This is a genomic window from Cognaticolwellia beringensis, from assembly GCF_002076895.1.
In the GTDB taxonomy this organism is placed as follows: Bacteria; Pseudomonadota; Gammaproteobacteria; order Enterobacterales; family Alteromonadaceae; genus Cognaticolwellia; species Cognaticolwellia beringensis.
In genome coordinates, this window is the sequence record NZ_CP020465.1 from 4,308,049 (window position 1) to 4,332,056 (window position 24,008).

Below are 24,008 nucleotides of genomic sequence, written 5' to 3' on the forward strand. Positions count from 1 at the left end.
GTCATGACCTCGAACGAACATGTAAATGCAAACTCAATCGCCCCAAAAGATAAATTACCACAAGAGACTAAAGTCATTGTTGGTATGTCGGGTGGTGTAGATTCTTCTGTTTCTGCTTATTTATTAATTGAACAAGGCTATCAAGTCGAAGGCTTGTTCATGAAAAACTGGGAAGAAGATGACAATGACGAGTATTGCGCTGCCGCAGAAGATTTAGCTGATGCGCAAAGTGTTTGTGAGAAATTAGGCATAAAACTTCATACGATTAATTTCGCTACTGAATACTGGGACAATGTTTTCGAATATTTTCTCGCAGAATATAAAGCAGGTAGAACGCCTAATCCTGACATTATGTGTAATAAAGAAATTAAATTTAAGGCCTTTCTTGAATTTGCTTGTGAAGACTTAGGTGCTGACTACATTGCTACCGGTCATTACGTACAGCGCAAATTTAACCAGGGTAAATGGCAGATGCACCGTGGTTTAGACAGTAACAAAGACCAAAGCTATTTTCTTTATACTTTGAGTCACGAGCAAGTGGGTAGAACGCTTTTTCCTGTTGGCCATATTGAAAAACCTGAAGTGAGAGCTATTGCTGAAAAAGCCGATTTAATCACTCATAACAAAAAAGATAGTACCGGCATTTGTTTTATTGGTGAGCGAAAATTTAAAGACTTTCTCGGCAAATATTTACCGGCTCAACCCGGTGTAATAGAAACGCCTGAAGGCGAAGCTATTGGTGAACATGATGGTTTAATGTACCACACGCTAGGTCAACGTAAAGGTTTGCGTATTGGTGGTCTTGCCAATGCAGGTGAAGCACCTTGGTATGTTGTTGACAAAGATCTTAAGCGTAACGTGTTAATCGTAGGACAAGGCCATAACCACCCTCGCCTATTCTCTAAAGGTTTAGTGGCAAATCAATTACATTTAGTTGACCGGGTAGAGCTAACAGCACCGATTAGCTGTACGGTAAAAACTCGTTACCGACAAGAAGATGTCGCTTGTAATCTTTCACCGATGGCCAATGGTGAATATTTAGTTATGTTTTCTGAGCCTCAAAGCTCAGTAACACCCGGACAATCTGTGGTGTTTTATCAAGATAATATTTGCCTTGGCGGCGGTATTATCAATTCCCTTATTCGTTAATGTAAGGCATACATGAATAATTTAGAAAAACAAACAATTACCATGGCAGCAATATGCCAAGCCTCTGTTTTAGTGCAAAAAGTTGCCCGAACAGGCACAGTAGATGAGTCTGAGCTCGCTATTATGCTAAACAGTATTATGGTGACTTCACCTAATAATATTTTAGAGGTTTATAGTAATGATATTGCGCACTTAGCATCGGGGTTAAATGCCTTAATTGAACAATTAGGCAATCAAACCAAGAAAAAAGATCCAGAGCTAACACGTTATGTCGTCGGTTTATTAGGCTTAGAGCGACGTTTAGCTAATAAAAAAAATCAATTATCGCTGCTCGGTGACCGTATCGAACAAAGCCAACGTCAATTGGCCCATTACGATATTACTAGTGACACCCTTATTGCTAGTTTAGCCAGCATTTACAGTGATCTACTCAGCCCTATCGGCACACCGATACAAGTTGCTGGTGAGCCAAGTTTACTTAAACAACAAAGCAATCAACATAAAATCCGTGCTTTATTACTAGCAGGTATTCGCTCAAGCGTTTTATGGCGTCAAGTTGGCGGAAAACGTAGAAATATATTATTTGGTCGCACAAAGATGGTTGCGTGTGCTCAACAATTACTTAAAGAAATTTAAATATAACTTCAGGAATTTACTATGGAACTTTCAGCATTAAGTGCGATATCACCGGTTGACGGTCGTTATGGCAGTAAAGTTAAATCATTACGCCCTATTTTCAGCGAATTTGGCTTAATTAAATACCGTGTAACGGTTGAAGTACGTTGGTTACAAAAGTTAGCCGCGACTGCAGAAATAGCAGAAGTACCGCCGTTTTCTGCACAAGCTAATGCACTTTTAGATGCGATTGTTAGTGATTTTTCAGAAGCCGATGCTCAAAGTATTAAAGATATTGAAGCAACAACCAACCATGATGTAAAAGCGGTTGAGTATTTTCTTAAGGATAAAATTAGCGGCAATGCTGAGTTAAATGCTATTACCGAATTTATTCACTTTGCTTGTACTTCAGAAGATATCAACAACCTTTCACACGGTCTAATGTTATCTGATTGTCGTGAACATGTGTTAATGCCAATGATTGACGATATTCTTGGCGACATAAAAGCACTGGCAGTCGAGTATAAGCACATTCCTATGATGTGTCGTACTCACGGTCAACCGGCTTCTCCTAGTACACTAGGTAAAGAAATGGCGAACGTTTATATTCGTTTAAAACGTCAACGCGAACAAATTGCCCAAATTGAAATATTAGGAAAAATTAACGGTGCTGTCGGTAACTACAATGCCCATTATTCCGCTTACCCTGAAGTAGACTGGCACAACTTTGCTAATGAGTTTGTTAACTCGTTAGGTTTACGTTTAAATGCTTTTACCACTCAAATTGAACCGCATGATTATATTGCAGAGCTATTCGACGCTATTGCTCGCTTTAATACCATATTAATTGATTTCGATCGTGATATTTGGGGCTATATAGCCATGGGACATTTCAAGCAAAAAACCATTGCGGGTGAAATTGGTTCATCAACGATGCCACATAAAGTTAACCCAATTGACTTTGAAAACTCTGAAGGTAATTTAGGCATTGCGAATGCTTTATTTACCCATTTAGCCCAGAAATTACCTATTTCTCGCTGGCAACGTGACTTAACGGACTCTACAGTTTTACGTAATTTAGGTGTCGGTTTCGCACATGCATTAATTGCCTATCAAGCGACACGTAAAGGTATCAGTAAACTGCAAGTAAATGAAGCTAACTTAGCCGCTGAACTTGACTCAAACTGGGAAGTACTCGCCGAGCCAATCCAAACGGTCATGCGTCGTTACGGTATCGAAAAGCCTTATGAGAAACTAAAAGAATTAACCCGTGGCAAGCGTGTTAATGGTGATTCAATGCGTGAATTTATTATGACCTTAGAATTACCAGAAGCGGCTAAAGCACAACTGTGTGAAATGACACCGGCTTCATATATTGGCCGTGCTGTAGAGTTTATTGACGAGCTAGACTAGTCAAATACTCACACTGAGTTTTGCTGATAAAAAAGGGATCCATTAGGCTCCCTTTTTATTATTTAAATGTTGCTACAATACTGAGATTATAAGGTTTCACCATGAATATAGATTCGTTGAATTGGGGAGATTTAAGCCCCGAAATATTTCTTGCACAATACTGGCAAAAAAAACCGTTATTGATCAAACAAGCTTTTACTAATTTTGAAGACTCAATAACAGCAGATGAGCTTGCAGGATTGGCCATGGAAGGTGAAATAGAGTCTCGTATTGTTAGTGTAAATAGCAAAGCAGAATGGCAAGTAGATCACGGACCTTTTGAGGATTTTTCTCAATATGGCGAAACCGACTGGACTCTATTAGTGCAAGCGGTAAACAACTGGTCAAGACCAACGCATGATTTACTCGCACCTTTTGCTTTTATTCCAAGCTGGCGCATAGATGATGTCATGGTCAGTTTTTCAACACCTAATGGCGGTGTTGGGGCTCATTTAGATCAATATGATGTTTTCATTATTCAAGGTAGCGGTAAAAGACGCTGGCAAGTGGGTGCTCCTGATAGCAGTTTAACTACATTATTACCCCACCCAGACCTGAAACAAGTTTCAAAATTTGAAGCCATTATCGATGAAATAACGCAAGCAGGTGATCTTCTTTATATACCACCAAATCACCCACATAATGGTGTATCAATAGAAAACTCAGTTAATTTTTCTATTGGATTTCAAGCGCCCTCAAGCCAAGAGTTATGGTCGAGTTTTGCCGATAAACTTATCGATAATAATCTCGGTGAACAAAGGTTTAGTGATCCTGAAAGAGCTTTATCTCAAGCCAGTTTTAATATAACTCAGCATGACAAGCAGCAATTAAAAGCATTTATGTTGCAACAACTTGATCAAGAAGGGTTCTATGAACAATTTATCGGCCAATACCTAACTCAAGGCCATCATGCCTTAGAAATTTTAGTACCGGTAAATGAGATAGATGAAGAAAAGCTAAAAGATATCTTATCAGAGCCAGATATTTTATTTATGCCGGTATCAGGCTTAAAAGCGGCGATAATAAACGATAACCAGACGACACTTTATATTAACGGCGAAAGCTTTGCCTTAGATAACAATACCCTTGAATTAGCCCAACATTTAGCACAACAAGAACCATTAACAACCCAAAAAGTGAAAAGTTTCACTCATTGTTTGAAAAACACACAATTATTAACTAATGTTTTAAATAAGGGTTATTGGTATATAGAATAAATTAATGTCATACACGGTTAGTAGAGTGCAGTGGGAGCAAGCAGCTCCCTTACTTAAAAATGTTAGGGAACAGGTTTTTGTCTATGAATGGCGTATCCCGAAAAGTATTGAGTTCGATCGCAAAGATCACTTTGCTAATCATGTGCTCGCTTGTCATGATAAAACACAAGAACCTATAGGCACCGGTCGCATTTTGTCTAGCGGAGAAATAAGCCGAATTGCTGTTGTAAGGTCCTGCCGCAAAGATCACGTGGATAGAATTATCTTACAAAAGCTGTTTACAATAGCGCACGAAATGAACTTAAAAGAAATATTTATCTATTGCCCTTTAGAAGCAACCGATTATTTTAGAGCATTTAATTTTGATACCGCAGGTGCAGTATTTATGGAAGCGGGTATGCCCAGACAAAAAATGACTTGCCCAATAAATGAAATTAGCGTGGCGAAGTATTACCTAAGCCACTAAAAGTTATCAACCCTGACGCTATGACGTTTCTTGCCAAAGCTCAGCCTTTTCATAAATTTTATACAAACCATCAGCACGACCTATTAACAATTGTGCAAACTGATGTTGTGCTTTGTCTTCTAAACGCAACAAGTTTTCTGCTTGCAGTTGCCACTTTAAGGAAAAGTGTCTAACCACATCTCGTGCAGGCTCGCCACTATTTAAGGCAATGTGATCGGTGGGTAAATCTCCCGAAATAACCCATACAGAAGTTTTATCAAGCAAGTTAATTTTCCATACCGCCATAATGGGGACTAAATAGCGACTCTCAGTGTCAGAAACACTGGCGGTAACTAACCCTTTATCGGCAAGGTATTTAGTGGCTTTTAAATACTGTTCTCGGATCCAAGCTTGCTTTTCTTCATCCGTCATTGATTTTTTCTCTGTCATATTTATGGTCTTTATATTGATTATTTTAATAAGATATTAACATTAAGAATGTTTGTATGAATTAGTTCACAGTAAAGTACAAGTTTATTGATGGCTTAACTAGCGAAGCATTTACCTAAATGGTATTGTGCGCAGCGAATTATTACAACCCTAGTTAAAGCATAAATAAGACTTTAACTATATCTAATATGATTGGAGATTTCGATAGTGGCCGTTTTTGATTTGGTAGATTTTGATAACCATGAACAAGTCGTTTATTGCAGTGACGAAGCATCAGGGCTGAAAGCAATCATCGCTGTTCATAGTACAGTATTAGGGCCAGCAGCAGGTGGTTGTCGTTTTTGGGATTATGCAAGCGATGAAGCAGCACTTAAAGATGTATTACGTTTATCTAAGGGCATGACATATAAAAATGCCATGGCCGGTTTAAAACTCGGTGGTGGTAAAGGCGTTATTATTGGCGATGCAAAAACGCTAAAATCTGAAGCGTTATTTAAAGCTTTCGGCCATGCGGTTAATAATTTAAATGGTCGATACTATACCGCTGAAGACATAAATATCACGACAGGTGACATGGCAATAGTTAATCAAAGTACCGCCTACGTTTCTGGTCTTGAAGGCAAAAGCGGTAACCCAGCTCCGTTCACCGCATTGGGTACTTTCTTAGGCATTAAAGCGGCGGTTAAATTTAAGTTAGATAGAGACGATTTAACTGGTATTAAAGTTGCAGTACAAGGCCTTGGCAGTGTCGGTTATTCACTTTGTGAAAAATTACATGCCGCCGGTGCACAATTATTTGTTACGGATATAAACCCAGTTGCCTTAGATAGAGCAGCAACAGAGCTGAACGCAACCGTGGTTGGTTTAGACGAAATTTATAGTCAAGATGTTGATGTGTATTCACCTTGTGCTCTTGGTGCGTCAATTAATGATGAGAGTATTGCGCAGTTGAAAGCAACCATCATTGCCGGTTGTGCTAATAACCAGTTAGCCGAAAAGCATCATGATCAAGCGTTGCTCGAGAAAGGTATTTTGTATGCACCTGATTATGTTATCAACGCAGGGGGTATTATCAATGTGGCGTTAGAGATTTACCCTGAACCTTATTGCGCTAAAAGTGCGACAAAGTTAGTAGAAAATATTTACAACACTTTGATGACTGTTTTTACAACAGCAGCGTCGAATAACATGCCAACGGGTTTTATTGCCGATGAAATGGCACGTAATATTATTGCTAATGGTGCTAAATAGTAGAAAAGACAGTTATTAGCTATTAGCTGTCAGTATTAAGCAATAGATTAAAACAATAAAAGCACCTTTGGGTGCTTTTATTGTTTTAAATGTGAGTTTTAAATGTGAGAAACCCAGACAAGGCTTACAATCAAGGCCATAACATTTAGTTGTAGTCTACAGAAAGACTATAACGCTTTTAGTAAGGCTTGAACCGGATGTAAGGTAACTTTGTTATCTAATCGCTTAATTTGACTGCGACAAGAATAACCGGTTACTAGCACTTGTTCTGTAGCTAAGTTGGCCACTTTACTTTGCCAACTCATGTTATAAAGCGATGTAGAGTTTTCTAAATTAATTTTTTCATGACCATAAGTGCCTGCCATACCACAACAACCAACAGATACATTCGATAAAGACAAACCAAAATGTTGGAATATATGCTGCCACTGCCCTTCACTGCCCGCTAATGCGGTTTTTTCAGTACAATGGGCAAACAATTTATAAGCTACTTTGTTGACGTTGTTATTGGTATCAATTGGCTTACTCTTTTGTTCATCGACCAGCGTTATTAGCCATTCATGGGCTAACTTCACTTCGAAATCGCCACGGTTATCACCTAATATCTGCTTATATTCATCTCTGAAACATAGCACCATTGATGCATCTAACCCTACCATCGGCAGTGCTAGTTGTTGTATTTGATTCAGAAATTCAGCTGTCGATTTAGCTGTTTTTGCAAACTTGTCTAAAAAGCCCTTAACATGCTGAGGCTTACCATTGGGCTTAAAGGGTAACAGTATCGGATCAAAGCCAAGTTTTTTCACCAACAGCATAAAATCTTCAACAACTTTTGCGTCATAAAATGAAGTGAATGGGTCTTGAACAATCAGCAACGACTTTGCCCGTTGCTCATCAGACATACTTTGCAGTGTTGATAAATCAAAGGGAGTAAATTTATGCTCCATTGTTCTTTGCGTTAATGTCGGGATAGACAACAGTGGTGTGTCAACATAGCCAATAGTAACTTGAGATAATTTATCGTAAATATTAGACGATAAAACACGGTTAACTATTTTGGGTGCTTTAGCCATTATTGGTGTCATCGATTCTACATTCGCCACTAAGTGATCTTTTAAAGGTCTAAAATATCGTGTGTGGTAAAGGTTAATAAAGCGGGCTCTAAAGTCTGGCACATCAACTTTAATTGGACACTGACTCGCACAAGCTTTACAGGCTAAACACCCTTGCATTGCTTCCATAACTTCGTGGGAAAAATCATCAGACTCTGCACGATTAAATTGACTATTAAAACGGTTTTTTACCTTATCGAGGAGACTTTTTACTGACCAGTTTTGTATGTTTTTCTCCATGGCTAAAACATCTACGCCTTTAGCCTCTAATAAGCGTAACCACTCTCGCATCAAGCCAGCTCTACCTTTTGGAGAATGTCTTCGGTCACGCGTTACCTTGCTAGAAGGACACATTGGACTGTCTACGTCATAATTAAAGCATAAACCGTTACCATTACAATCTAGCGCTGAATTAAACGAGTCTTTTACGGATATTGGTATTTGTCTATCGTAAAAACCACGCTTGGTATCATCAACAGAAACCAGCTTATCCGTGGAGTTAAATGGTGTACAAATTTTCCCTGGGTTCATTTTATTAAACGGGTCAAAAGCGGCTTTGATTTTTCGTAATTCGCTAAATAAAGTGTCGCCAAAAAATTCAGGACCATATTCACTACGATAGCCTTTACCATGTTCGCCCCACATTAGACCGCCATATTTAGCTGTTAATGCGACCACTTTGTCTGAAATTTCTCTGAGTAAAATTTCTTGTTCAGGGTCGCACATATCAAGTGCGGGTCTGACATGTAAAACACCGGCATCGACATGACCAAACATACCGTAATGTAAACCATAGCCGTCAAGGAGTTGTCTAAATTCAGCGATATAATCAGCTAGGTTTTCTGGCGGAACAGCTGTATCTTCGGCAAATGCTAATGGCTTTTGACTACCTTTAGTATTACCCAACAAGCCAACGGCTTTCTTTCGCATAGTATATAACTTGCTAATACTGGCGAGATCCGACGTTACTTGATAGCCAATAACACCCGTTTTGTTAGCAATATCTTTATCAAGCTCTGCACAAAGCGCGGTAACTTGATCTGCTACGCTCTCAATACTTTCGCCGTTATACTCCACCATGTTAATGCCATCCATAATGGCGCCATCAACATCTTGCAACATATCACTGACCAGTTGCCAAACAATATCCTGTTTAGCTAAGTTCAACACTGTGCTGTCAATAGTTTCAACCGATGTCGCTTTAGCTTGTACTAAGCGCGGTGAATGGCGAAGCGCAGAATCAAAGCTATCATATTTAATATTAATCAGCGTTTTAGCGTTAGCTATCGGTGTTAAATTTAATTTTGCTTCACAAACAAACGCTAGCGATCCTTCAGAACCGGTAATAATACGACTTAAATCAACCATAGATAAATCGTCATTAAAAACGTTTTCTAAATCATAACCGGTTAAAAACCGATTTAATCGTGGGAATTTTTCTAAAATTAATGCTCGATTATCTACACAAGTATTAAGCACTTGTTGCATCAATTTTGCTTCCGTACTGTCCTGCTTAGCAAGTGCCTGTGCTTGAGCCATGGTTTGAGGTTTGGTATTTAATAACTCACCATTAGCCAAAACACTGTCAAGTGATAAAACGTGATCGGAGGTTTTACCATAAACCAAAGAGCCTTGGCCTGATGCATCGGTATTTATCATGCCACCCACCGTTGCTCGATTACTGGTTGATAAATCGGGTGAGAAGAAGAAACCATGAGGCTTTAAGTAATCATTTAATTGGTCTTTAATCACGCCCGCTTCGACACGTACCCAATTTTCTTCGACATTGATTTCCAGAATACGGTTCATGTATTTGGATAAATCTACAACGATACCAGGCGTTAAACTTTGCCCGTTAGTACCTGTACCGCCGCCGCGCGCACTAAACTTTATTGCGTTAAATTTATCTTCACTGCCAAGTAAGGTAATAATTTGAATGTCTTGCTTACTTCTAGGGTGTAGTACTAATTGAGGCAGCTGTTGATAGATACTATTATCAGTTGCATGAGCTAAACGTGCGCTATATTGAAAATTAATATCACCGGTAAAATGTTTAGTCGCCAAGATTTTGGCAAACTCTTGATATAAAGGAGAAACTAACTCTTGAGGACTTAAGCGAGGTAACATGGATAAAAATTCTATTAACAATATTATGTGGCCAATATTATATCATGGCCGTTTGTTAATTTGATCGTTTAACAAAAAAAGCCTAAGAACTTTTTATCATCGTCATGACAAAAAAGCACCTAGGCTTAATTTCATATAGAAATTTTTTAATCAGTTTATTTCTGCAAGAAAAAATTACTTTTTATTATGCTGCTCTGCCAAATATAACCATGTAGGCAAGACAGTATCTGGGTTAAGCGATAAGCTTTCAATGCCTTTATCTACTAACCAAGCGGCAAAGTCTTCGTGATCTGAAGGACCCTGACCACAAATACCAACATATTTACCGCGTGCTTTACAGGCTTTAATCGCCATTTCTAGCAATATTTTAATGGCAGGGTCACGTTCATCAAACAAGTGTGCAACTAAACCTGAGTCACGGTCTAAGCCTAAAGTTAATTGCGTTAAGTCATTAGAGCCAATCGAGAAGCCATCAAAATAATCTAAAAATTGATCAGCGAGTAAAGCGTTAGAAGGTAATTCGCACATCATGATAATACGCAGACCATTCTCACCACGCTTTAATCCGTGCTCTGCTAAAATATCAATAACCGCTGAGGCTTCACCAAGTGTGCGTACAAACGGGATCATGATCTCAACATGTGTCATATCCATGTCGTTACGAACACGTTTAATCGCTTCACATTCAAGCGCAAAACAATCTCTAAAGTCTTTAGAAATATAGCGAGAAGCACCGCGATAACCAATCATCGGGTTTTCTTCTTCCGGCTCAAAATGTTCACCACCAACTAAGTTTGCATATTCGTTTGATTTAAAATCAGACATCCGAACAATAACTTTTTCAGGCGCGTAAGCTGCGGCTAATGTAGAAATACCTTCGGTAAGTTTAGCGATATAAAACTCAACAGGATTGTCATAACCGGCAATAATTTCACGGATCTCTTCTTGAAGCTCTAATGATTGCTCATCAAAATTCAATAATGCTTTCGGATGAACACCGATCATTTTATTAATAATAAATTCTAAACGTGCCAAACCAATACCTGCGTGAGGTAAGCGAGCAAAGGCAAATGCGCGATCTGGATTACCAACATTCATCATTATTTTCAATGGCAAATCAGGCATTGAATCAACTTCAGAGGTCGTTACCGTGAAATCCAATTTACCTTTATAAATGAACCCGGTATCACCTTCAGCACAAGAAACGGTAATTTCATCACCTGTGGCTATTTTTTTAGTGGCATCACCACAACCGACAACCGCTGGAATCCCCATTTCACGGGCAATAATGGCCGCATGACAAGTACGACCACCACGATTGGTGACAATAGCAGAAGCACGCTTCATGATCGGCTCCCAATCAGGGTCGGTCATATCGGTAACTAAAACATCACCCGGTAAAATTTTATCCATTTCAGCCAAAGAAGATAAAACTTTCGCTTGACCGCTACCTATTTTATGACCAATCGAGCGGCCTTCACAGATAATGTCAGCAGTTGCTTGTAATTGGAACTGTTCCATTACATTGGCATTTTCACGGCTTTTAACTGTTTCTGGACGCGCTTGTACAATATAAAGCTTACCGTCTAGACCATCTTTAGCCCACTCAATGTCCATGGCACGACCATAGTGCTTTTCAATAATTACCGCTTGTTTTGCTAGCTCTTCAACTTCTTTATCGTTAAGCGAAAAAGTATCTGACTGCGCTTGGTCAATATCAACAATTTCAACTTGCTTACCATGTTCTTGGTTAGCTGCGTAAATCATTTTAATGGCTTTACTACCAATATTTCTGCGCACAACTGCAGGTTTACCCTTGGCTAGCGTCGGTTTATGAACATAGAACTCATCAGGGTTAACAGCCCCCTGCACTACCATTTCACCTAAGCCATAGCTTGAGGTAATAAAGACGACGTCTTCAAAACCCGACTCGGTATCGATAGAGAACATGACACCACTAGAAGAAATATCGCTGCGTACCATGCGCTGAATACCAGCAGAAAGCGCAACGCCACGGTGGTCATAACCTTGATGTACACGATAAGAAATAGCACGGTCGTTAAAAAGAGAGGCAAAAACGTGTTTAATCGCGACCATTACGGCGTCTAAACCACGAACGTTAAGGAAAGTTTCTTGTTGACCAGCAAAAGAGGCATCTGGCATATCTTCTGCAGTGGCTGATGAACGGACAGCAAATGAAGCGTCATCGGCAAAGCCACCCGCAAGTTCGGCGTAAGCTTGTTCGATATCCTTCTGCATGTCAGGTAAAAATGGTGTATCTATAATCCATTGACGGATTTTACCACCGCATTCAGCCAAGGCATTAATATCGCCAACATCTAAATCATCAAGTAGTTGATAAATTTTATCGTTCAGGCCACTTTGTTCTAGAAATTCGTTAAAAGCATATGAGGTAGTTGCAAAACCACCTGGTACTTGTACACCTACATTTGAAAGATTAGAAATCATTTCACCCAATGATGCATTTTTACCGCCTACACGGTCTACATCATTCATTCCTAGATTTTCATACCAAAGTACGTATTCTTGCACGACAACATCTCCACTAAAAAAATAAAATTTAAGAAAGTTATCTTTAAGACTATGGAAAAAAACGCTTAAAAATATCTTTCTTAACACTTTTATCTGTGGATGTTTTATTAAGTGGTTTATTTCATGCTACAGACATTTTACACTGCTAGCCTTGAAACTAAAGTACTATTTGAAAATTTAACCTTTCATTAAAGAATAATATATAGGAAAAAATCATGCGAGCAGCTTTTTATATTTCTGACGGTACAGCGATAACTTCTGAGGTTTTTGGTCATGCCTTATTATCACTTTTTCCAATACAGTTTGAACACGACACCATTTCCTTTGTCGAAACCAAAGAAAAAGCATTAGAGGCTTGTAAGCGAATTAATAAAGCGGCAAAGCGTACCGGTGTGCCACCTTTGGTCTTTCACACCTTTGTCAATCCAGATATTCGTGAAATAATCGACGGCTGCGATGGTGTTATTTATAACTTTCTTGAACACTTTATAGCACCACTTGAAGAAAAGTTGGGTATAAAAGCAAAGCCCAAAGCCCATAGAACACACAGTATCCACGAAAATAGTTACGATTGTCGTATCGATGCGGTTAATTACTCATTAGCAAATGATGATGGTTCTAATGTGACTAACTATGAACATGCAGACGTTATATTGGTCGGTGTTTCTCGTTCAGGTAAAACCCCAACGGCATTATATTTGGCGCTGCAATATGGTATTAAAGCCGCGAATTATCCATTTACAGACGATGATATGGACGAACTGCAAATACCTTCATTTTTAAAAATGCATAAAAAGAAAATATTTGGTTTAACCATAGACGCTGAACGTTTAGTGGATATTCGTCATGGCAGAATGGCGAATACTAAATACTCTTCAGCACGTCAATGTCGAATGGAAGTACGAGAAGTCGAAAAGTTATATAAACAAGAAAAAATCCCATTTCTCAACACCACGAAACTCTCTGTTGAGGAGATCACCGCGAAAATATTGTCAGAAACCGGCCTTCAGCGCTATAAATATTAACTTATAACAATTAAGTTACATAAAATATTAGAAAGCGGTTCACATAATTGCTTATATTCGTTATGTTAGCGCGATATTATTATTGCGCTGCATTTAGATATGCAGGCTAACTAGCATTTGACAGTCCATGACCATAAAAACAGATGAATTTAGAACCACATTAATTGACAGTTTAGTTTCGCCTGCCGAACTTGCTGAGCAAATTCCGCTTGACGATAGCACAGCGAATTTTATTATCAAAAGCCGCAAAGATATTGAAGCCATCATTAAAGGTGACGATAAGCGCTTGCTGGTTATAATTGGGCCGTGTTCAATTCACGACACTGAAGCGGCAATTGACTACGCAAAAAAATTAAAAACCTTACAAGAAAAATATGCCAATGAATTACTGATTGTAATGCGAGTATATTTTGAAAAGCCCCGTACAACCGTGGGTTGGAAAGGTTTAATTAGCGATCCTGATTTAGATAAATCATTTAAAGTGGCTAAAGGCTTAAATTTAGCACGTAATTTATTAATGGAAATTAATAAATTAGGATTAGCTGCCGGTACCGAGTTTTTAGATATGGTAACCGGTCAATATATTTCTGATTTGATCAGTTGGGGCGCTATTGGCGCACGAACTACAGAAAGCCAAGTACACAGAGAGCTAGCTTCTGCCCTTTCATGTCCTGTTGGCTTTAAAAATGGTACTGACGGTAATATTCAAATTGCTGTTGACGCTATAAAAGCGTCGAGTGTACCGCATGTACTTTATTCGCCTGATAAAAGTGGCCAAATGTGTATTTATCAAACACATGGCAACCCTTATGCGCACGTGATTTTACGTGGCGGTAAAGCGCCTAATTATCAACAAAAACATATCACGCAAACTTGTGAAACCTTAACGAAAGCCGGTTTACCTGAAAAAGTGATGATTGACTGTAGCCACGGTAATAGCTACAAAGATCATAACAAGCAAATTGATGTCGCTAATTCATTAGCTGAGCAAATAAGTGCGGGTAACCAATCTATCTTTGGCGTTATGATTGAAAGCTTTATGGTACCGGGTAATCAAAAAGTTGTTGCTAATCAACCTTTAGTTTACGGGCAAAGTATTACCGATGCTTGTATTGACTTAGAAACCAGTGAAGAAATACTGACTGTGTTAGCGAACTCGATTAAAGTAAGAATATAATAAATCATTATTTTATAATGTCTTCTCGTTGATAACTAATACCAAGTTGATTAATTAGAAATAGAAACAAAAAAACCGGTTATCAAATTGATAACCGGTTTTTTATTACTAACTTATTAAGTTATGTTTTAAAGAAAGTTAACTATTAAAAGAAGTTAGCTTTAAATTCAACACCCCAAAAACGAGGCTCGTTTACATAACCGGTTAAGTTGTTAAAATCGATAGCACCGGTAAGCTGTTCTTCATCAGTAATATTACGACCAAATAGTGCTACTTCGTATTCTGCACCATCGGAGTACCATTCGTAACCAACACGAACACCACCTTCTAATAACGCGTCACCAGTGAATTCAATTGACTCGTATAAGAAGAAGTTAACTTCACTGCGGTAAGACCAATCAGTGTAAACATAAATCTCTCCATCACCGACTTCTTTAGTCCAACGTGCGGCAAAATTAGAAATCCATTCTGGAGATTGTGGTAATGAATTACCGTCAATCATGGCTAAACCATCGCCATTTAATGGATCAGTGACAGTACAACCACCGCCACAACCTGGCACGGCAACCGTGTCATCTTGTAACTCAGTGTGGTTATAACTAACACTAGCGGTAAGGGCTAAATCAGGGGTAATAAAGTATTCAGAATCAATTTCAAAACCGTAACCTACTGATTTATCGGCATTCAATAAACTTGCTACGTTACCTGTTCCACCAACAGCTGTTAATTGTTGATCGCTGACAATATAGTAATAAACCGAGCCATCAACACGTGCAGTATTCTCTAAAAATACTGACTTAAAACCCGTTTCAACAGAATCAACTAATTCAGAGTCTGCCGTTGTTGAATTTGCTGAGAACAATAAGCTTCGGCCTTGAATACTTGGCGCACGGTAACCACGAGCTAAACGTGCATAAAGATTGGTTTCATCATTCAATACATAATTAGCGCTTAAATCACCACTAATTTGTGTGTCAGCGACATTGTTACTTTCTGAGAAACTCGGGGCACCAAATGGTGATTGAACTAATTCACCTTGCCATTTACGCTCATCATCAGAATAGCGTAGACCAGCATTGATATTTAATTTTTCTGTCACTTCAAAGTCAATTGAACCAAACATTGCCCATGCTTTTGTTTCCATCTTCTGGATAGCAATACCGTCTTGTACACCGCCACCAAGTGTATTAAAACTTAAATTATTAATAATTAAGTCTTCATCAAAAGTAAAGAAACCGAATTGATAATCTATTTTTCCGATATCATTACTGGCAATGCGAACTTCTTGGGTTACTTGTTTATGGCTAGGCATTCTTGCACCAGTTTCTGATGGAAAAGGAATAAAGCCTGGTCCCATGTAGTCTGGTAAGAATGCAGCACCGTAACCACCATCAATATCACCAACTGAAAACATTTCAGCTGACTCATAGCCAGTAACAGAAGTTAAGGTATGGTTGCCCATATTATATTCAATTTTTAAACTGGTACCTTTCATATCAACCGTTTGGTTATTACGAACAGCAGCATCATGAAAAACAGTTTCACGATCAAAGTCATCAACTAAGTCGTTAGTGCCTGGTTTAATAATATTGGCTCTAAAAACACGTGCATCCGCTTCTGCATCACGGAAGTGATAATTAAATAACGCTGAAAAATCGTCATTAGGCTCCCACAATAGTTGTACGCGACCCGCTGATTCAGCATAACCACCTAATTGATCTTTTTGCTCAAACCCTGGAGCTTTATTGTCAATCCAGTCATCACGGTCTTGTTGTAATAGTGCGATTCGTGCTGACAATGTATCGGTTAAGCCACCGCCAATTGCAACACGGAAATCTGTACTACCAAAACTACCGTAAGAACCAGAAATGTTGGCATCAAAATCTTGTGTTGGTTTTTTCGATTGTACTTTTACAATACCTGCTGGGGTGTTACGGCCAAACAATGTACCTTGAGGACCACGTAAAACTTCTACGCGCTCAATGTCAAACATTGGCATACCTTTAGTTAAGGCATTTTCTAAAACAACATCATCATAAATTAATGAAACAGGTTGTGATGCTAGCAAATCAAAATCGGTGTTACCTAAACCTCGAATATAAAAACGAGGAAAAGTACGACCAAAAGAAGACTCAATTAACAAGCTAGGTACTTTCCCAGACAGTGCTCTTACATCCATACCAGAAGAACCTAATACTTCAAGTTTTTTAGGCGTTAATGCCGAAACTGAAATAGGTACATCTTTTATATTCTCTGTACGCTTACGAGCAGTTACTTCAATAACTTCAACGCCAACAACATCAGCTACATTAGCATTTTCTTGCGCTAAAGCCGAAGTAGATACAACGGATACAGACGCTAAAATAGCCGCATTTACGCATACTGCGAGCGACGTTTTTTTAAAAACATTCATTAAGTACTCTCCCAAGAACTGTTTATGTTTTGTGTATAATATATTTTATTCACTTACCTGTTTAATGCGGCAAGTGATTAATTGTGTATTTTTATAAATCAAGATCAGACAAAAAACTTGTGCCATAGGGCATTTTGTCTAATTTAAATAGTTCTGCAATTGTTTGACCAATATCAGCAAAAGTATTTCTTTCGCCAATATTAACAGATCGAACCTGTTTGTGAAATGCAATCACAGGAACATACTCTCTCGTATGATCATTTCCATGCCAAGTTGGATCACAGCCATGATCTGCCGTTAAAAATAACACGTCATCTTCATTCATCGCGCTAATAATTTCAGGTAATCGTAGATCAAAACTTTCTAATGCAAGCGCGTAACCCACAGGGTCACGACGATGGCCATAGTCTTGGTCAAAATTGACTAAGTTAGTAAATATCAGACTATTGTCTTGTGCGGTATTAATATGTGAAATGGTTGCATCCACTAAAGCATCTATACCGGTTGCTTTAGTTTTTTCACTGATACCTTGATGCGCGTAAATATCGGCAATTTTACCGACACTGATGACATGACCACCCGCTTGGGTAAATACGTCTAATACCGTAGGTGCTGGCGGTAAAACAGAATAGTCTCGTCTATTTCCAGTTCGAGTGAAGTCTTCTGGACTGTTGCCAATGAAAGGTCGAGCGATAACACGGCCGACATTCATGTCACCCAGTAATTCTCTTACTGTTTCACAATATTTATAAAGATTATCCAAGCCAAAATGTTCTTCATGAGCCGCCACCTGAAAAACACTGTCAGCAGATGTATAGCAAATAGGTAATCCGGATTTAATATGTGCTTGCCCAAGTTTATTTATAATATCGGTACCTGAGGCATGGCAATCGCCTAAAATACCGTCATAACCTGTCGCTTGATTAATTTTTTCTATCAAATCAGTAGGGAAAGCATTACCTTCTTTTGGGAAGTAGTCCCAATCAAAAAGTACCGGTACACCCATCATCTCCCAATGTCCACTAGGTGTATCCTTACCTGTACTAATTTCTGCTGCATAACCGAAAGCACCTTGCTCAGGCGCCTGTTTTACAACAGGAAAAGTACACTTGCCGGCTTCAAAAGCCGCTTGAACTAAGCCCATTTTTGCTAAGTTCGTTAATTTGATTTCACGTTTTTCGTGCTGATAGAAGTAGCGCGCTAAATTAGCAAAAGTATTGGCACTGATATCGCCAAAGTCCGCTGCATCGGGCGCGTGCCCTATGCCAAAACTGTCGATTACTAAAACTATTGCTCTTGCCATTTTAAATTCCTGTACCCTGTAAGTGGATCAATGTATTTTAACAAATTTTTTAAATTTATCCTCGTTAATATTGATAAATTTCATGACCAAATGGTCAACATGTGATACTTTACCAAGCAATGAATTATAGACAATAGATATTTTGTAATTATTTAAGGCAATGCTATGACTTTTGCCTAAATTTTAATGAATTTCAGATTAATTAGTTCATAATATGAGTGCGGTGAGTTGTCTACAACAGTATCGCTATAAATAATTACTTAACCCTTTTGTTGTTAATATTTTTTAAGGCTCTCTGTTTTGCAAACCAATAAACCGACCATTATTGCGGTAACCGGTGCTTCAGCATCAGGAAAATCACTTTTTGCGCAAACTATTTACGATGAATTATTGCCTGAGTTAGGGTCAAGTGGTATTGCCATCATGAAAGAAGATTCTTATTACAAGAGTCAATCTCATCTGTCGATGGAAGAACGTATAAAAACAAATTACGACCACCCCAGTGCCTTTGAACATAGCTTATTATCACAACATTTAACCCAGTTAAGTGTCGGTGAAAGCGTTGATATACCGACATATTGCTATAAAACACATACTCGGCTAGAAGAAACTGTTCACTTAACGCCAACCCCCATCATTTTAATAGAAGGGATTCTCTTATTTGCTGATAAAGAGCTCAGAGATAAATTTGATATTAAAATTTATATTGATACTCCGTTAGACATTTGCCTTGTCCGTAGAATTAATAGAGATACCATTGAGCGTTCTCGTAGCATAGCGTCAATTACCGAACAGTATTTAACCACCGTACGTCCTATGTACCATCAGCATATTCAACCAAATAAACCTTTCGCTGATATTGTGGTGACGCGTGGCGGTAAAAATAGAATGGCAATTGAAATGCTAAAAGCAAAAATTCGTCAACTAATGAATAGCAATTTGTAAACTTGTACAAAAATAAAAATCAACATAGATGTAATTTAAATAAATATAATTAAAAAATAACGATAACAAAATAATTTATGAGGTAATTATGGAATTAGGTGCTCTTCGAGGAGTCATTGGCATTTTTGCGCTATTGGCATTGGCGTTTTTTTTATCAAAAGACCGCAGCGCAATTAATTGGCGAACTGTAGGCTTTGCTTTTGCATTACAGATTATATTAGGTGCGTTTGTACTTTATGTGCCATTTGGTAAAGATGTCTTAGGTTCAATAACTAATGGTGTTCAACAGGTTATTAACAGTGCACAAGCAGGCATAAGCTTTCTATTCGGAGGTTTAGGTACTGATGCAATGTACGATAATGGCGTTGGTTTTGTTTTCGCTATTCGTGTTCTCCCCGTTATTATATTTTTCTCATCGCTTATCGCCGTGCTTTACTACCTTAACATTATGCAATGGGTGGTAAAAATAATCGGTGGTGGTTTACAAAAACTGTTAAAAACTTCAAAGCCTGAATCCCTTTCTGCTACCGCTAATATTTTTGTCGGGCAAACAGAAGCTCCCTTAGTTATTCGCCCCTATATTGCAAAAATGAGTCAGTCTGAACTGTTTGCCATTATGGTAGGCGGCTTAGCCTCTGTTGCAGGTTCCATCTTAGCTGGCTATGCGGGTTTAGGTGTAAAACTTGAATACTTAATTGCCGCCTCTTTTATGGCAGCACCCGGTGGTTTGCTTATGGCGAAACTCCTCCTCCCTGAAACAGAAGAAATTAACAATGATTACAGCGATGTAGAGCTGGCTGAAGCAGGTGCTAAACCGGCTAATGTTATTGATGCAGCAGCCACGGGTGCCGCTTCAGGCCTTAAGCTTGCGGTTAACGTAGGTGCTATGTTACTTGCCTTTATAGCTATTATCGCTTTACTTAATTCTATGGTTACAGGCTTTGGCAGCTTATTAGGCTTTGAAGGCATTACTATTGAATGGCTACTCGGCTACATTTTTGCCCCATTCGCTTTCCTTATCGGTGTCCCTTTTGAAGAAATGTTGCAAGCAGGTAGTTTTATTGGCCAAAAAATTGTCGTTAATGAGTTCTTTGCCTACGTAAATTTTGTTGAAATTAAAGACACGTTATCACCCACCACTCAAGCGATCGTCACCTTTGCTTTGTGCGGTTTTGCTAACTTATCTTCTATTGCTATTTTATTGGGTGGAATTGGTTCAATGGCACCCAATCGCCGTCCTGATATTGCACGTTTAGGCATGAAAGCTATGCTTGCAGCTACAATGGCAAACTTGATGAGTGCGGCTATCGCCGGTGTATTTGTTAGCTTATAGCTGTTTGAGTTAGCTTTCAGTTTTAAGCGGTCAGTTATTAGTGGTAAATTTGGGTTTTGAGGTCAACATGAGTACTATTAAAGCATACGCACAGCGTGCACTTTATATGATGGATTTAACCAGTTTAACCGACGCTGAAAATGCTGAGGATATTATCCAGCTGTGTATAAATGCCAAATCGCCACGCGGTAACACGGCGGCGATTTGTATATTTCCTCGTTTTGTCCCATTAGCGAAAAAACAGCTAGTAGCGCAAGGTACCCCTGATATAAAAATTGCCACGGTAACTAATTTTCCACACGGCAACGACGATATTGAGATTGCCGTTGCTGAAACAAAAGCTGCTATCGCTTATGGCGCTGACGAAGTTGATGTTGTATTCCCCTATAAAGCCTTAATAAACGGCAATGAAGAAGTAGGTTTTGACCTCGTCAAAGCTTGTAAACAAGCTTGTGGAAATAGCATGCTGCTGAAAGTAATTATAGAAACTGGCGAGCTGAAAACTGACAAGCTTATTACACAAGCCAGTGAAATTTGTATCGCAGCGGGCGCTGATTTTATAAAAACCTCAACCGGTAAAGTTGCTGTTAATGCCACCCCTAAAGCGGCTGAGTTAATGTTAAAAGTTATTAAAAATAAAAATACACAAGTTGGCTTTAAGCCTGCTGGTGGCGTGAAAAATGCAGAAGATGCCGCTATTTACCTAGATTTAGCGACAGATATTTTAGGTGCTAATTGGGCGACTAAAGCCAACTTTAGATTTGGAGCAAGTAGCTTGTTAACAAATTTACTTCACACCCTAGGGGCGAGTAATGAAACCGCAGACCCAACAAGCTATTAATTAATATATTCCAAACAAATTTAAACATCACTCATCAAACAGTCATAATTAGGACATTATTAAGCAATGGCACAATTATATTTTTATTATTCAACGATGAATGCCGGTAAATCGACTCACCTTTTACAGTCATCTTATAATTATCAAGAACGTGGCTTAGCGACATTATTGTTTACGGCACAAATAGACGATAGATTTGCCAAAGGTAAAGTTTCATCAAGATTAGGCATACATGCCGACGCCCTGTTATTTGATGATAATACCGATATTTTTAGCCAAGTAAAAAGCCAAATTAGTGAGAGTAAAATTGCTTGTATTTTAATTGATGAAGCCCAGTTTTTAACTAAACGGCAGGTTAAGGAATTAACCAATATTGTTGATGAATTAAAAATTCCGGTGCTAGCTTATGGCATTCGTACAGACTTTCTTGGCGAAACGTTTATTGGCAGTGCCGCGCTATTAGCCTGGGCAGATAAATTGGTGGAATTAAAAACCATTTGTCATTGTGGTAAAAAAGCCAACTTTGTAATGCGATGTGATGAACACGGCAATGCTGTAAAGGGCGGAGAACAAATAGAAGTGGGTGGTAATGAACGCTACGAATCTCTTTGTCGTAGACACTTTAAAGCGCTAGTTTGGGATTAATATCAATTTAAACAACTGAATTAGAATGTCTTTAAATATAACTGATAAAAAAGGAATGCCATGGCATTCCTTTTTTAATTTTCTATAACAAGTTTAACTTGTGAGCAACTATGCAGAAATGGTTTGATAAATAACCGGTGTTTGCTCAGCTGCCTTTTCGCCAATAACTAAAGCCGTTTGGTATTGCTGACTCGCAAGATTTGCTGAGTTTTCATCTTCAGCATGCACACGGGCTAATACGTCACCACGGTTAACTAACGTGCCTATTGGCAACACTCGGTCAAAACCAACACTATGATCAATTTGTTGACCATTAGCCGTACGACCGCCTTTCAAACCAACAACAGCTAAACCAATATCACGTGTTTGCATGCCATTGATGTAGCCATGATCTAGGGCAATAACATCCTTAATACAGTTGGCACGTTGCATTGAACGCCAAGGATCTTCCATAAAATCACTTGGGCCACCTAACGCATGAATCATCTTGTTAAATATTTCAGCGGCGGCACCAGAAGCCAAAACACTGTTGATTTTTGCTAAGGCTTTATCTTCATTTTCTGCAACTTTTGCACTAACTAACATAGCTTTAGCTAATGAGACTACCACGGCATGCAGTCGAGGTTCACGCAGTGTGCCGTTTAAGTATTTAACCGTTTCAGCCATTTCCAAAGCATTACCAGCCGTAGCACCTAACACTTGGTTCATATCCGTGATAATAGCTTGCGTTGGCACACCTGCGCCATTAGCAACATTAACAATGCTTTGCGCTAACGCTTTTGCATCATCAATGTTTGACATCATTGCACCATTGCCAACTTTAACGTCCATAACCAAAGTATCAAGCCCTGCCGCCAATTTTTTAGACAATATAGAAGCCGTGATCAAGGGAATAGATTCTACGGTAGCGGTAATGTCTCGTATGCCATATAAACGTTTATCTGCAGGTGCTAAATTATCAGTTTGGGAAATAATCGCCATCCCTAAATCTTTTACTATACGTTTAAATTCACCAATGCTGGGTTGAACATTAAAACCAGCGATACTTTCTAGTTTATCTGCTGTACCACCCGTATGACCTAAGCCACGACCTGCAATCATAGGCACATAAGCACCACAAGCAGCAACAATAGCGGCCAACATAAAGCTAACCTTATCGCCAACACCGCCCGTTGAGTGTTTATCAACGATTGGGCCTTCTAGTTCAGGCCAAGACAACACATCACCTGAATTTTTCATCGCCATGGTAAAGTCGATAATTTCACGAGTTTCCATGCCTTTTTGAAAAATCGCCATCGCCATTGAACCGGCTTGGGCATCATTAAAATCTTTTGTTACTAATCCATCAACAAAGCTTTGAATTTGTTCTTTAGAGAGTGAGCCACCATTTCGTTTGGTACGAATTATTTCTTGTGGTAATAACATGAACTAAAATCCTTATTTTTCAAGTAAATCTTTGGGAGTAAAAGCATCAGGTAATAGTTCGTTAACTGTCCATTGCTTTTTATTATTATTATGGTTAACAGCCATAACCAGTGCGTCTGGTGCTAAAAATTCGACAATAACTTGTCGACAAGCACCACAAGGCGGCGTTAACTTTTCTTGGTTGGTATAAACCACTAGAGCTTTAAATACTTGTTCGCCTGAAATAACACCTTGGGCTAAACAATTGCGTTCTGCACAAACGGTTAAGCCGTACGACGCATTTTCTACATTACAGCCTTTAACGATTTTACCGCTAGCCGTTAACGCTGCAGCACCAACGTGAAAATTACTGTATGGTGCATAGGCTTTTTCAAAGCCTGCTTTAGCAGCACTAACCAGTGCTAATATTTCATCACTTTTAATCTTTGACATTATAAAGCCTTTATCTGACCAAGTGGTCAAGTTGTATCTATCCTAGTAAATCACACATAGAAAAGCAACTATAAAAACATTAAATACTGGCTATTAAA

General features: G+C 38.7%; 19 protein-coding genes. 12 read left to right on the plus strand and 7 right to left on the minus strand.

Features of this window, described 5'->3' with window-relative positions:
- Window positions 1-3: 3 nt before the first annotated feature.
- The 5 genes from mnmA to B5D82_RS18185 all read left to right on the plus strand — a co-directional run bounded on the left by mnmA (window position 4) and on the right by B5D82_RS18185 (window position 4,899).
- A complete protein-coding gene (gene mnmA / locus B5D82_RS18165; RefSeq protein WP_081153675.1) occupies window positions 4-1,149 on the plus strand; it encodes a tRNA 2-thiouridine(34) synthase MnmA in 1,146 nt (381 codons plus the stop codon).
- Between the two features lie 12 nt (window positions 1,150-1,161).
- Window positions 1,162-1,785, plus strand: coding sequence for a high frequency lysogenization protein HflD (gene hflD / locus B5D82_RS18170; protein ID WP_081153677.1), 624 nt, complete (start codon window positions 1,162-1,164; stop codon window positions 1,783-1,785).
- A gap of 21 nt (window positions 1,786-1,806) precedes the next feature.
- The gene (gene purB / locus B5D82_RS18175; protein ID WP_081153679.1) at window positions 1,807-3,177 is read left to right on the plus strand and encodes an adenylosuccinate lyase; all 1,371 of its coding nucleotides are present in this window, start codon (window positions 1,807-1,809) and stop codon (window positions 3,175-3,177) included.
- 101 nt (window positions 3,178-3,278) lie between these two features.
- Window positions 3,279-4,433: a cupin domain-containing protein gene (locus B5D82_RS18180; RefSeq protein ID WP_081153681.1), complete on the plus strand. Its 1,155-nt coding sequence runs from the start codon at window positions 3,279-3,281 to the stop codon at window positions 4,431-4,433.
- A 4-nt stretch (window positions 4,434-4,437) separates the two neighbouring features.
- On the plus strand, window positions 4,438-4,899 hold the full coding sequence (locus B5D82_RS18185) for a GNAT family N-acetyltransferase (RefSeq protein ID WP_081153683.1): 462 nt from the start codon (window positions 4,438-4,440) through the stop codon (window positions 4,897-4,899).
- A gap of 18 nt (window positions 4,900-4,917) precedes the next feature.
- Here the strand turns inward: B5D82_RS18185 and B5D82_RS18190 are convergent, their stop codons facing one another.
- Window positions 4,918-5,328, minus strand: a complete 411-nt coding sequence (locus tag B5D82_RS18190) for a DUF4826 family protein (RefSeq protein ID WP_245807514.1) — start codon at window positions 5,326-5,328, stop codon at window positions 4,918-4,920.
- Between the two features lie 207 nt (window positions 5,329-5,535).
- On the opposite strand from B5D82_RS18190, the gene B5D82_RS18195 reads away from it, so the two are divergent.
- The gene (locus B5D82_RS18195; protein WP_081153687.1) at window positions 5,536-6,579 is read left to right on the plus strand and encodes a Leu/Phe/Val dehydrogenase; all 1,044 of its coding nucleotides are present in this window, start codon (window positions 5,536-5,538) and stop codon (window positions 6,577-6,579) included.
- A 167-nt stretch (window positions 6,580-6,746) separates the two neighbouring features.
- Here the strand turns inward: B5D82_RS18195 and ydiJ are convergent, their stop codons facing one another.
- Both ydiJ and ppsA read right to left on the minus strand, forming a co-directional pair.
- Window positions 6,747-9,818, minus strand: a complete 3,072-nt coding sequence (gene ydiJ, locus B5D82_RS18200) for a D-2-hydroxyglutarate dehydrogenase YdiJ (RefSeq protein ID WP_081153689.1) — start codon at window positions 9,816-9,818, stop codon at window positions 6,747-6,749.
- Between the two features lie 174 nt (window positions 9,819-9,992).
- On the minus strand, window positions 9,993-12,371 hold the full coding sequence (gene ppsA / locus B5D82_RS18205; RefSeq protein WP_081153691.1) for a phosphoenolpyruvate synthase: 2,379 nt from the start codon (window positions 12,369-12,371) through the stop codon (window positions 9,993-9,995).
- A 215-nt stretch (window positions 12,372-12,586) separates the two neighbouring features.
- Here ppsA and ppsR point away from each other — a divergent pair, with 215 nt between their 5' ends.
- Both ppsR and B5D82_RS18215 read left to right on the plus strand, forming a co-directional pair.
- Complete coding sequence (gene ppsR, locus B5D82_RS18210) at window positions 12,587-13,396, plus strand: posphoenolpyruvate synthetase regulatory kinase/phosphorylase PpsR (protein ID WP_081153693.1); 810 nt, start codon at window positions 12,587-12,589, stop codon at window positions 13,394-13,396.
- 127 nt (window positions 13,397-13,523) lie between these two features.
- Window positions 13,524-14,573: a 3-deoxy-7-phosphoheptulonate synthase gene (locus B5D82_RS18215; protein WP_081153695.1), complete on the plus strand. Its 1,050-nt coding sequence runs from the start codon at window positions 13,524-13,526 to the stop codon at window positions 14,571-14,573.
- Window positions 14,574-14,718: 145 nt separating this feature from the next.
- Here the strand turns inward: B5D82_RS18215 and B5D82_RS18220 are convergent, their stop codons facing one another.
- Window positions 14,719-16,986, minus strand: coding sequence for a TonB-dependent receptor (locus tag B5D82_RS18220; RefSeq protein WP_081153697.1), 2,268 nt, complete (start codon window positions 16,984-16,986; stop codon window positions 14,719-14,721).
- Window positions 16,987-17,077: 91 nt separating this feature from the next.
- On the minus strand, window positions 17,078-18,289 hold the full coding sequence (locus B5D82_RS18225) for a phosphopentomutase (RefSeq protein ID WP_081153699.1): 1,212 nt from the start codon (window positions 18,287-18,289) through the stop codon (window positions 17,078-17,080).
- 300 nt (window positions 18,290-18,589) lie between these two features.
- On the opposite strand from B5D82_RS18225, the gene udk reads away from it, so the two are divergent.
- The 4 genes from udk (at window position 18,590) to B5D82_RS18245 (ending at window position 22,053) form a co-directional block, all read left to right on the plus strand.
- On the plus strand, window positions 18,590-19,234 hold the full coding sequence (gene udk, locus B5D82_RS18230; RefSeq protein WP_081153701.1) for a uridine kinase: 645 nt from the start codon (window positions 18,590-18,592) through the stop codon (window positions 19,232-19,234).
- An 88-nt stretch (window positions 19,235-19,322) separates the two neighbouring features.
- Window positions 19,323-20,567, plus strand: coding sequence for a NupC/NupG family nucleoside CNT transporter (locus B5D82_RS18235; RefSeq protein ID WP_081153703.1), 1,245 nt, complete (start codon window positions 19,323-19,325; stop codon window positions 20,565-20,567).
- Between the two features lie 67 nt (window positions 20,568-20,634).
- Window positions 20,635-21,408, plus strand: coding sequence for a deoxyribose-phosphate aldolase (deoC, locus tag B5D82_RS18240; RefSeq protein ID WP_081153705.1), 774 nt, complete (start codon window positions 20,635-20,637; stop codon window positions 21,406-21,408).
- Between the two features lie 66 nt (window positions 21,409-21,474).
- The gene (locus B5D82_RS18245; protein WP_081153707.1) at window positions 21,475-22,053 is read left to right on the plus strand and encodes a thymidine kinase; all 579 of its coding nucleotides are present in this window, start codon (window positions 21,475-21,477) and stop codon (window positions 22,051-22,053) included.
- A 108-nt stretch (window positions 22,054-22,161) separates the two neighbouring features.
- On the opposite strand, the gene deoA is transcribed toward B5D82_RS18245, so the two are convergent.
- Window positions 22,162-23,478, minus strand: a complete 1,317-nt coding sequence (deoA, locus tag B5D82_RS18250) for a thymidine phosphorylase (protein WP_081153709.1) — start codon at window positions 23,476-23,478, stop codon at window positions 22,162-22,164.
- A 12-nt stretch (window positions 23,479-23,490) separates the two neighbouring features.
- Window positions 23,491-23,910 carry a cytidine deaminase gene (locus B5D82_RS18255; protein WP_094122897.1) on the minus strand — a complete coding sequence of 140 codons (420 nt, stop codon included), beginning with the start codon at window positions 23,908-23,910 and terminating at the stop codon, window positions 23,491-23,493.
- Between the last annotated feature and the right edge of the window lie 98 nt (window positions 23,911-24,008).

Bases quoted from the DNA above. Each gene is read 5' to 3' on its own strand.
- B5D82_RS18180 (WP_081153681.1), top strand. From the start codon at position 3,279: ATGAATATAGATTCGTTGAATTGGGGAGATTTAAGCCCCGAAATATTT.
- hflD (WP_081153677.1), top strand. From the start codon at position 1,162: ATGAATAATTTAGAAAAACAAACAATTACCATGGCAGCAATATGCCAA.
- deoA (WP_081153709.1), bottom strand. From the start codon at position 23,478: ATGTTATTACCACAAGAAATAATTCGTACCAAACGAAATGGTGGCTCA.
- purB (WP_081153679.1), top strand. From the start codon at position 1,807: ATGGAACTTTCAGCATTAAGTGCGATATCACCGGTTGACGGTCGTTAT.
- B5D82_RS18215 (WP_081153695.1), top strand. From the start codon at position 13,524: ATGACCATAAAAACAGATGAATTTAGAACCACATTAATTGACAGTTTA.
- B5D82_RS18255 (WP_094122897.1), bottom strand. From the start codon at position 23,910: ATGTCAAAGATTAAAAGTGATGAAATATTAGCACTGGTTAGTGCTGCT.
- B5D82_RS18245 (WP_081153707.1), top strand. From the start codon at position 21,475: ATGGCACAATTATATTTTTATTATTCAACGATGAATGCCGGTAAATCG.
- B5D82_RS18220 (WP_081153697.1), bottom strand. From the start codon at position 16,986: ATGAATGTTTTTAAAAAAACGTCGCTCGCAGTATGCGTAAATGCGGCT.
- deoC (WP_081153705.1), top strand. From the start codon at position 20,635: ATGAGTACTATTAAAGCATACGCACAGCGTGCACTTTATATGATGGAT.
- B5D82_RS18190 (WP_245807514.1), bottom strand. From the start codon at position 5,328: ATGACAGAGAAAAAATCAATGACGGATGAAGAAAAGCAAGCTTGGATC.
- ydiJ (WP_081153689.1), bottom strand. From the start codon at position 9,818: ATGTTACCTCGCTTAAGTCCTCAAGAGTTAGTTTCTCCTTTATATCAA.
- B5D82_RS18225 (WP_081153699.1), bottom strand. From the start codon at position 18,289: ATGGCAAGAGCAATAGTTTTAGTAATCGACAGTTTTGGCATAGGGCAC.
- B5D82_RS18235 (WP_081153703.1), top strand. From the start codon at position 19,323: ATGGAATTAGGTGCTCTTCGAGGAGTCATTGGCATTTTTGCGCTATTG.
- mnmA (WP_081153675.1), top strand. From the start codon at position 4: ATGACCTCGAACGAACATGTAAATGCAAACTCAATCGCCCCAAAAGAT.
- ppsR (WP_081153693.1), top strand. From the start codon at position 12,587: ATGCGAGCAGCTTTTTATATTTCTGACGGTACAGCGATAACTTCTGAG.
- B5D82_RS18185 (WP_081153683.1), top strand. From the start codon at position 4,438: ATGTCATACACGGTTAGTAGAGTGCAGTGGGAGCAAGCAGCTCCCTTA.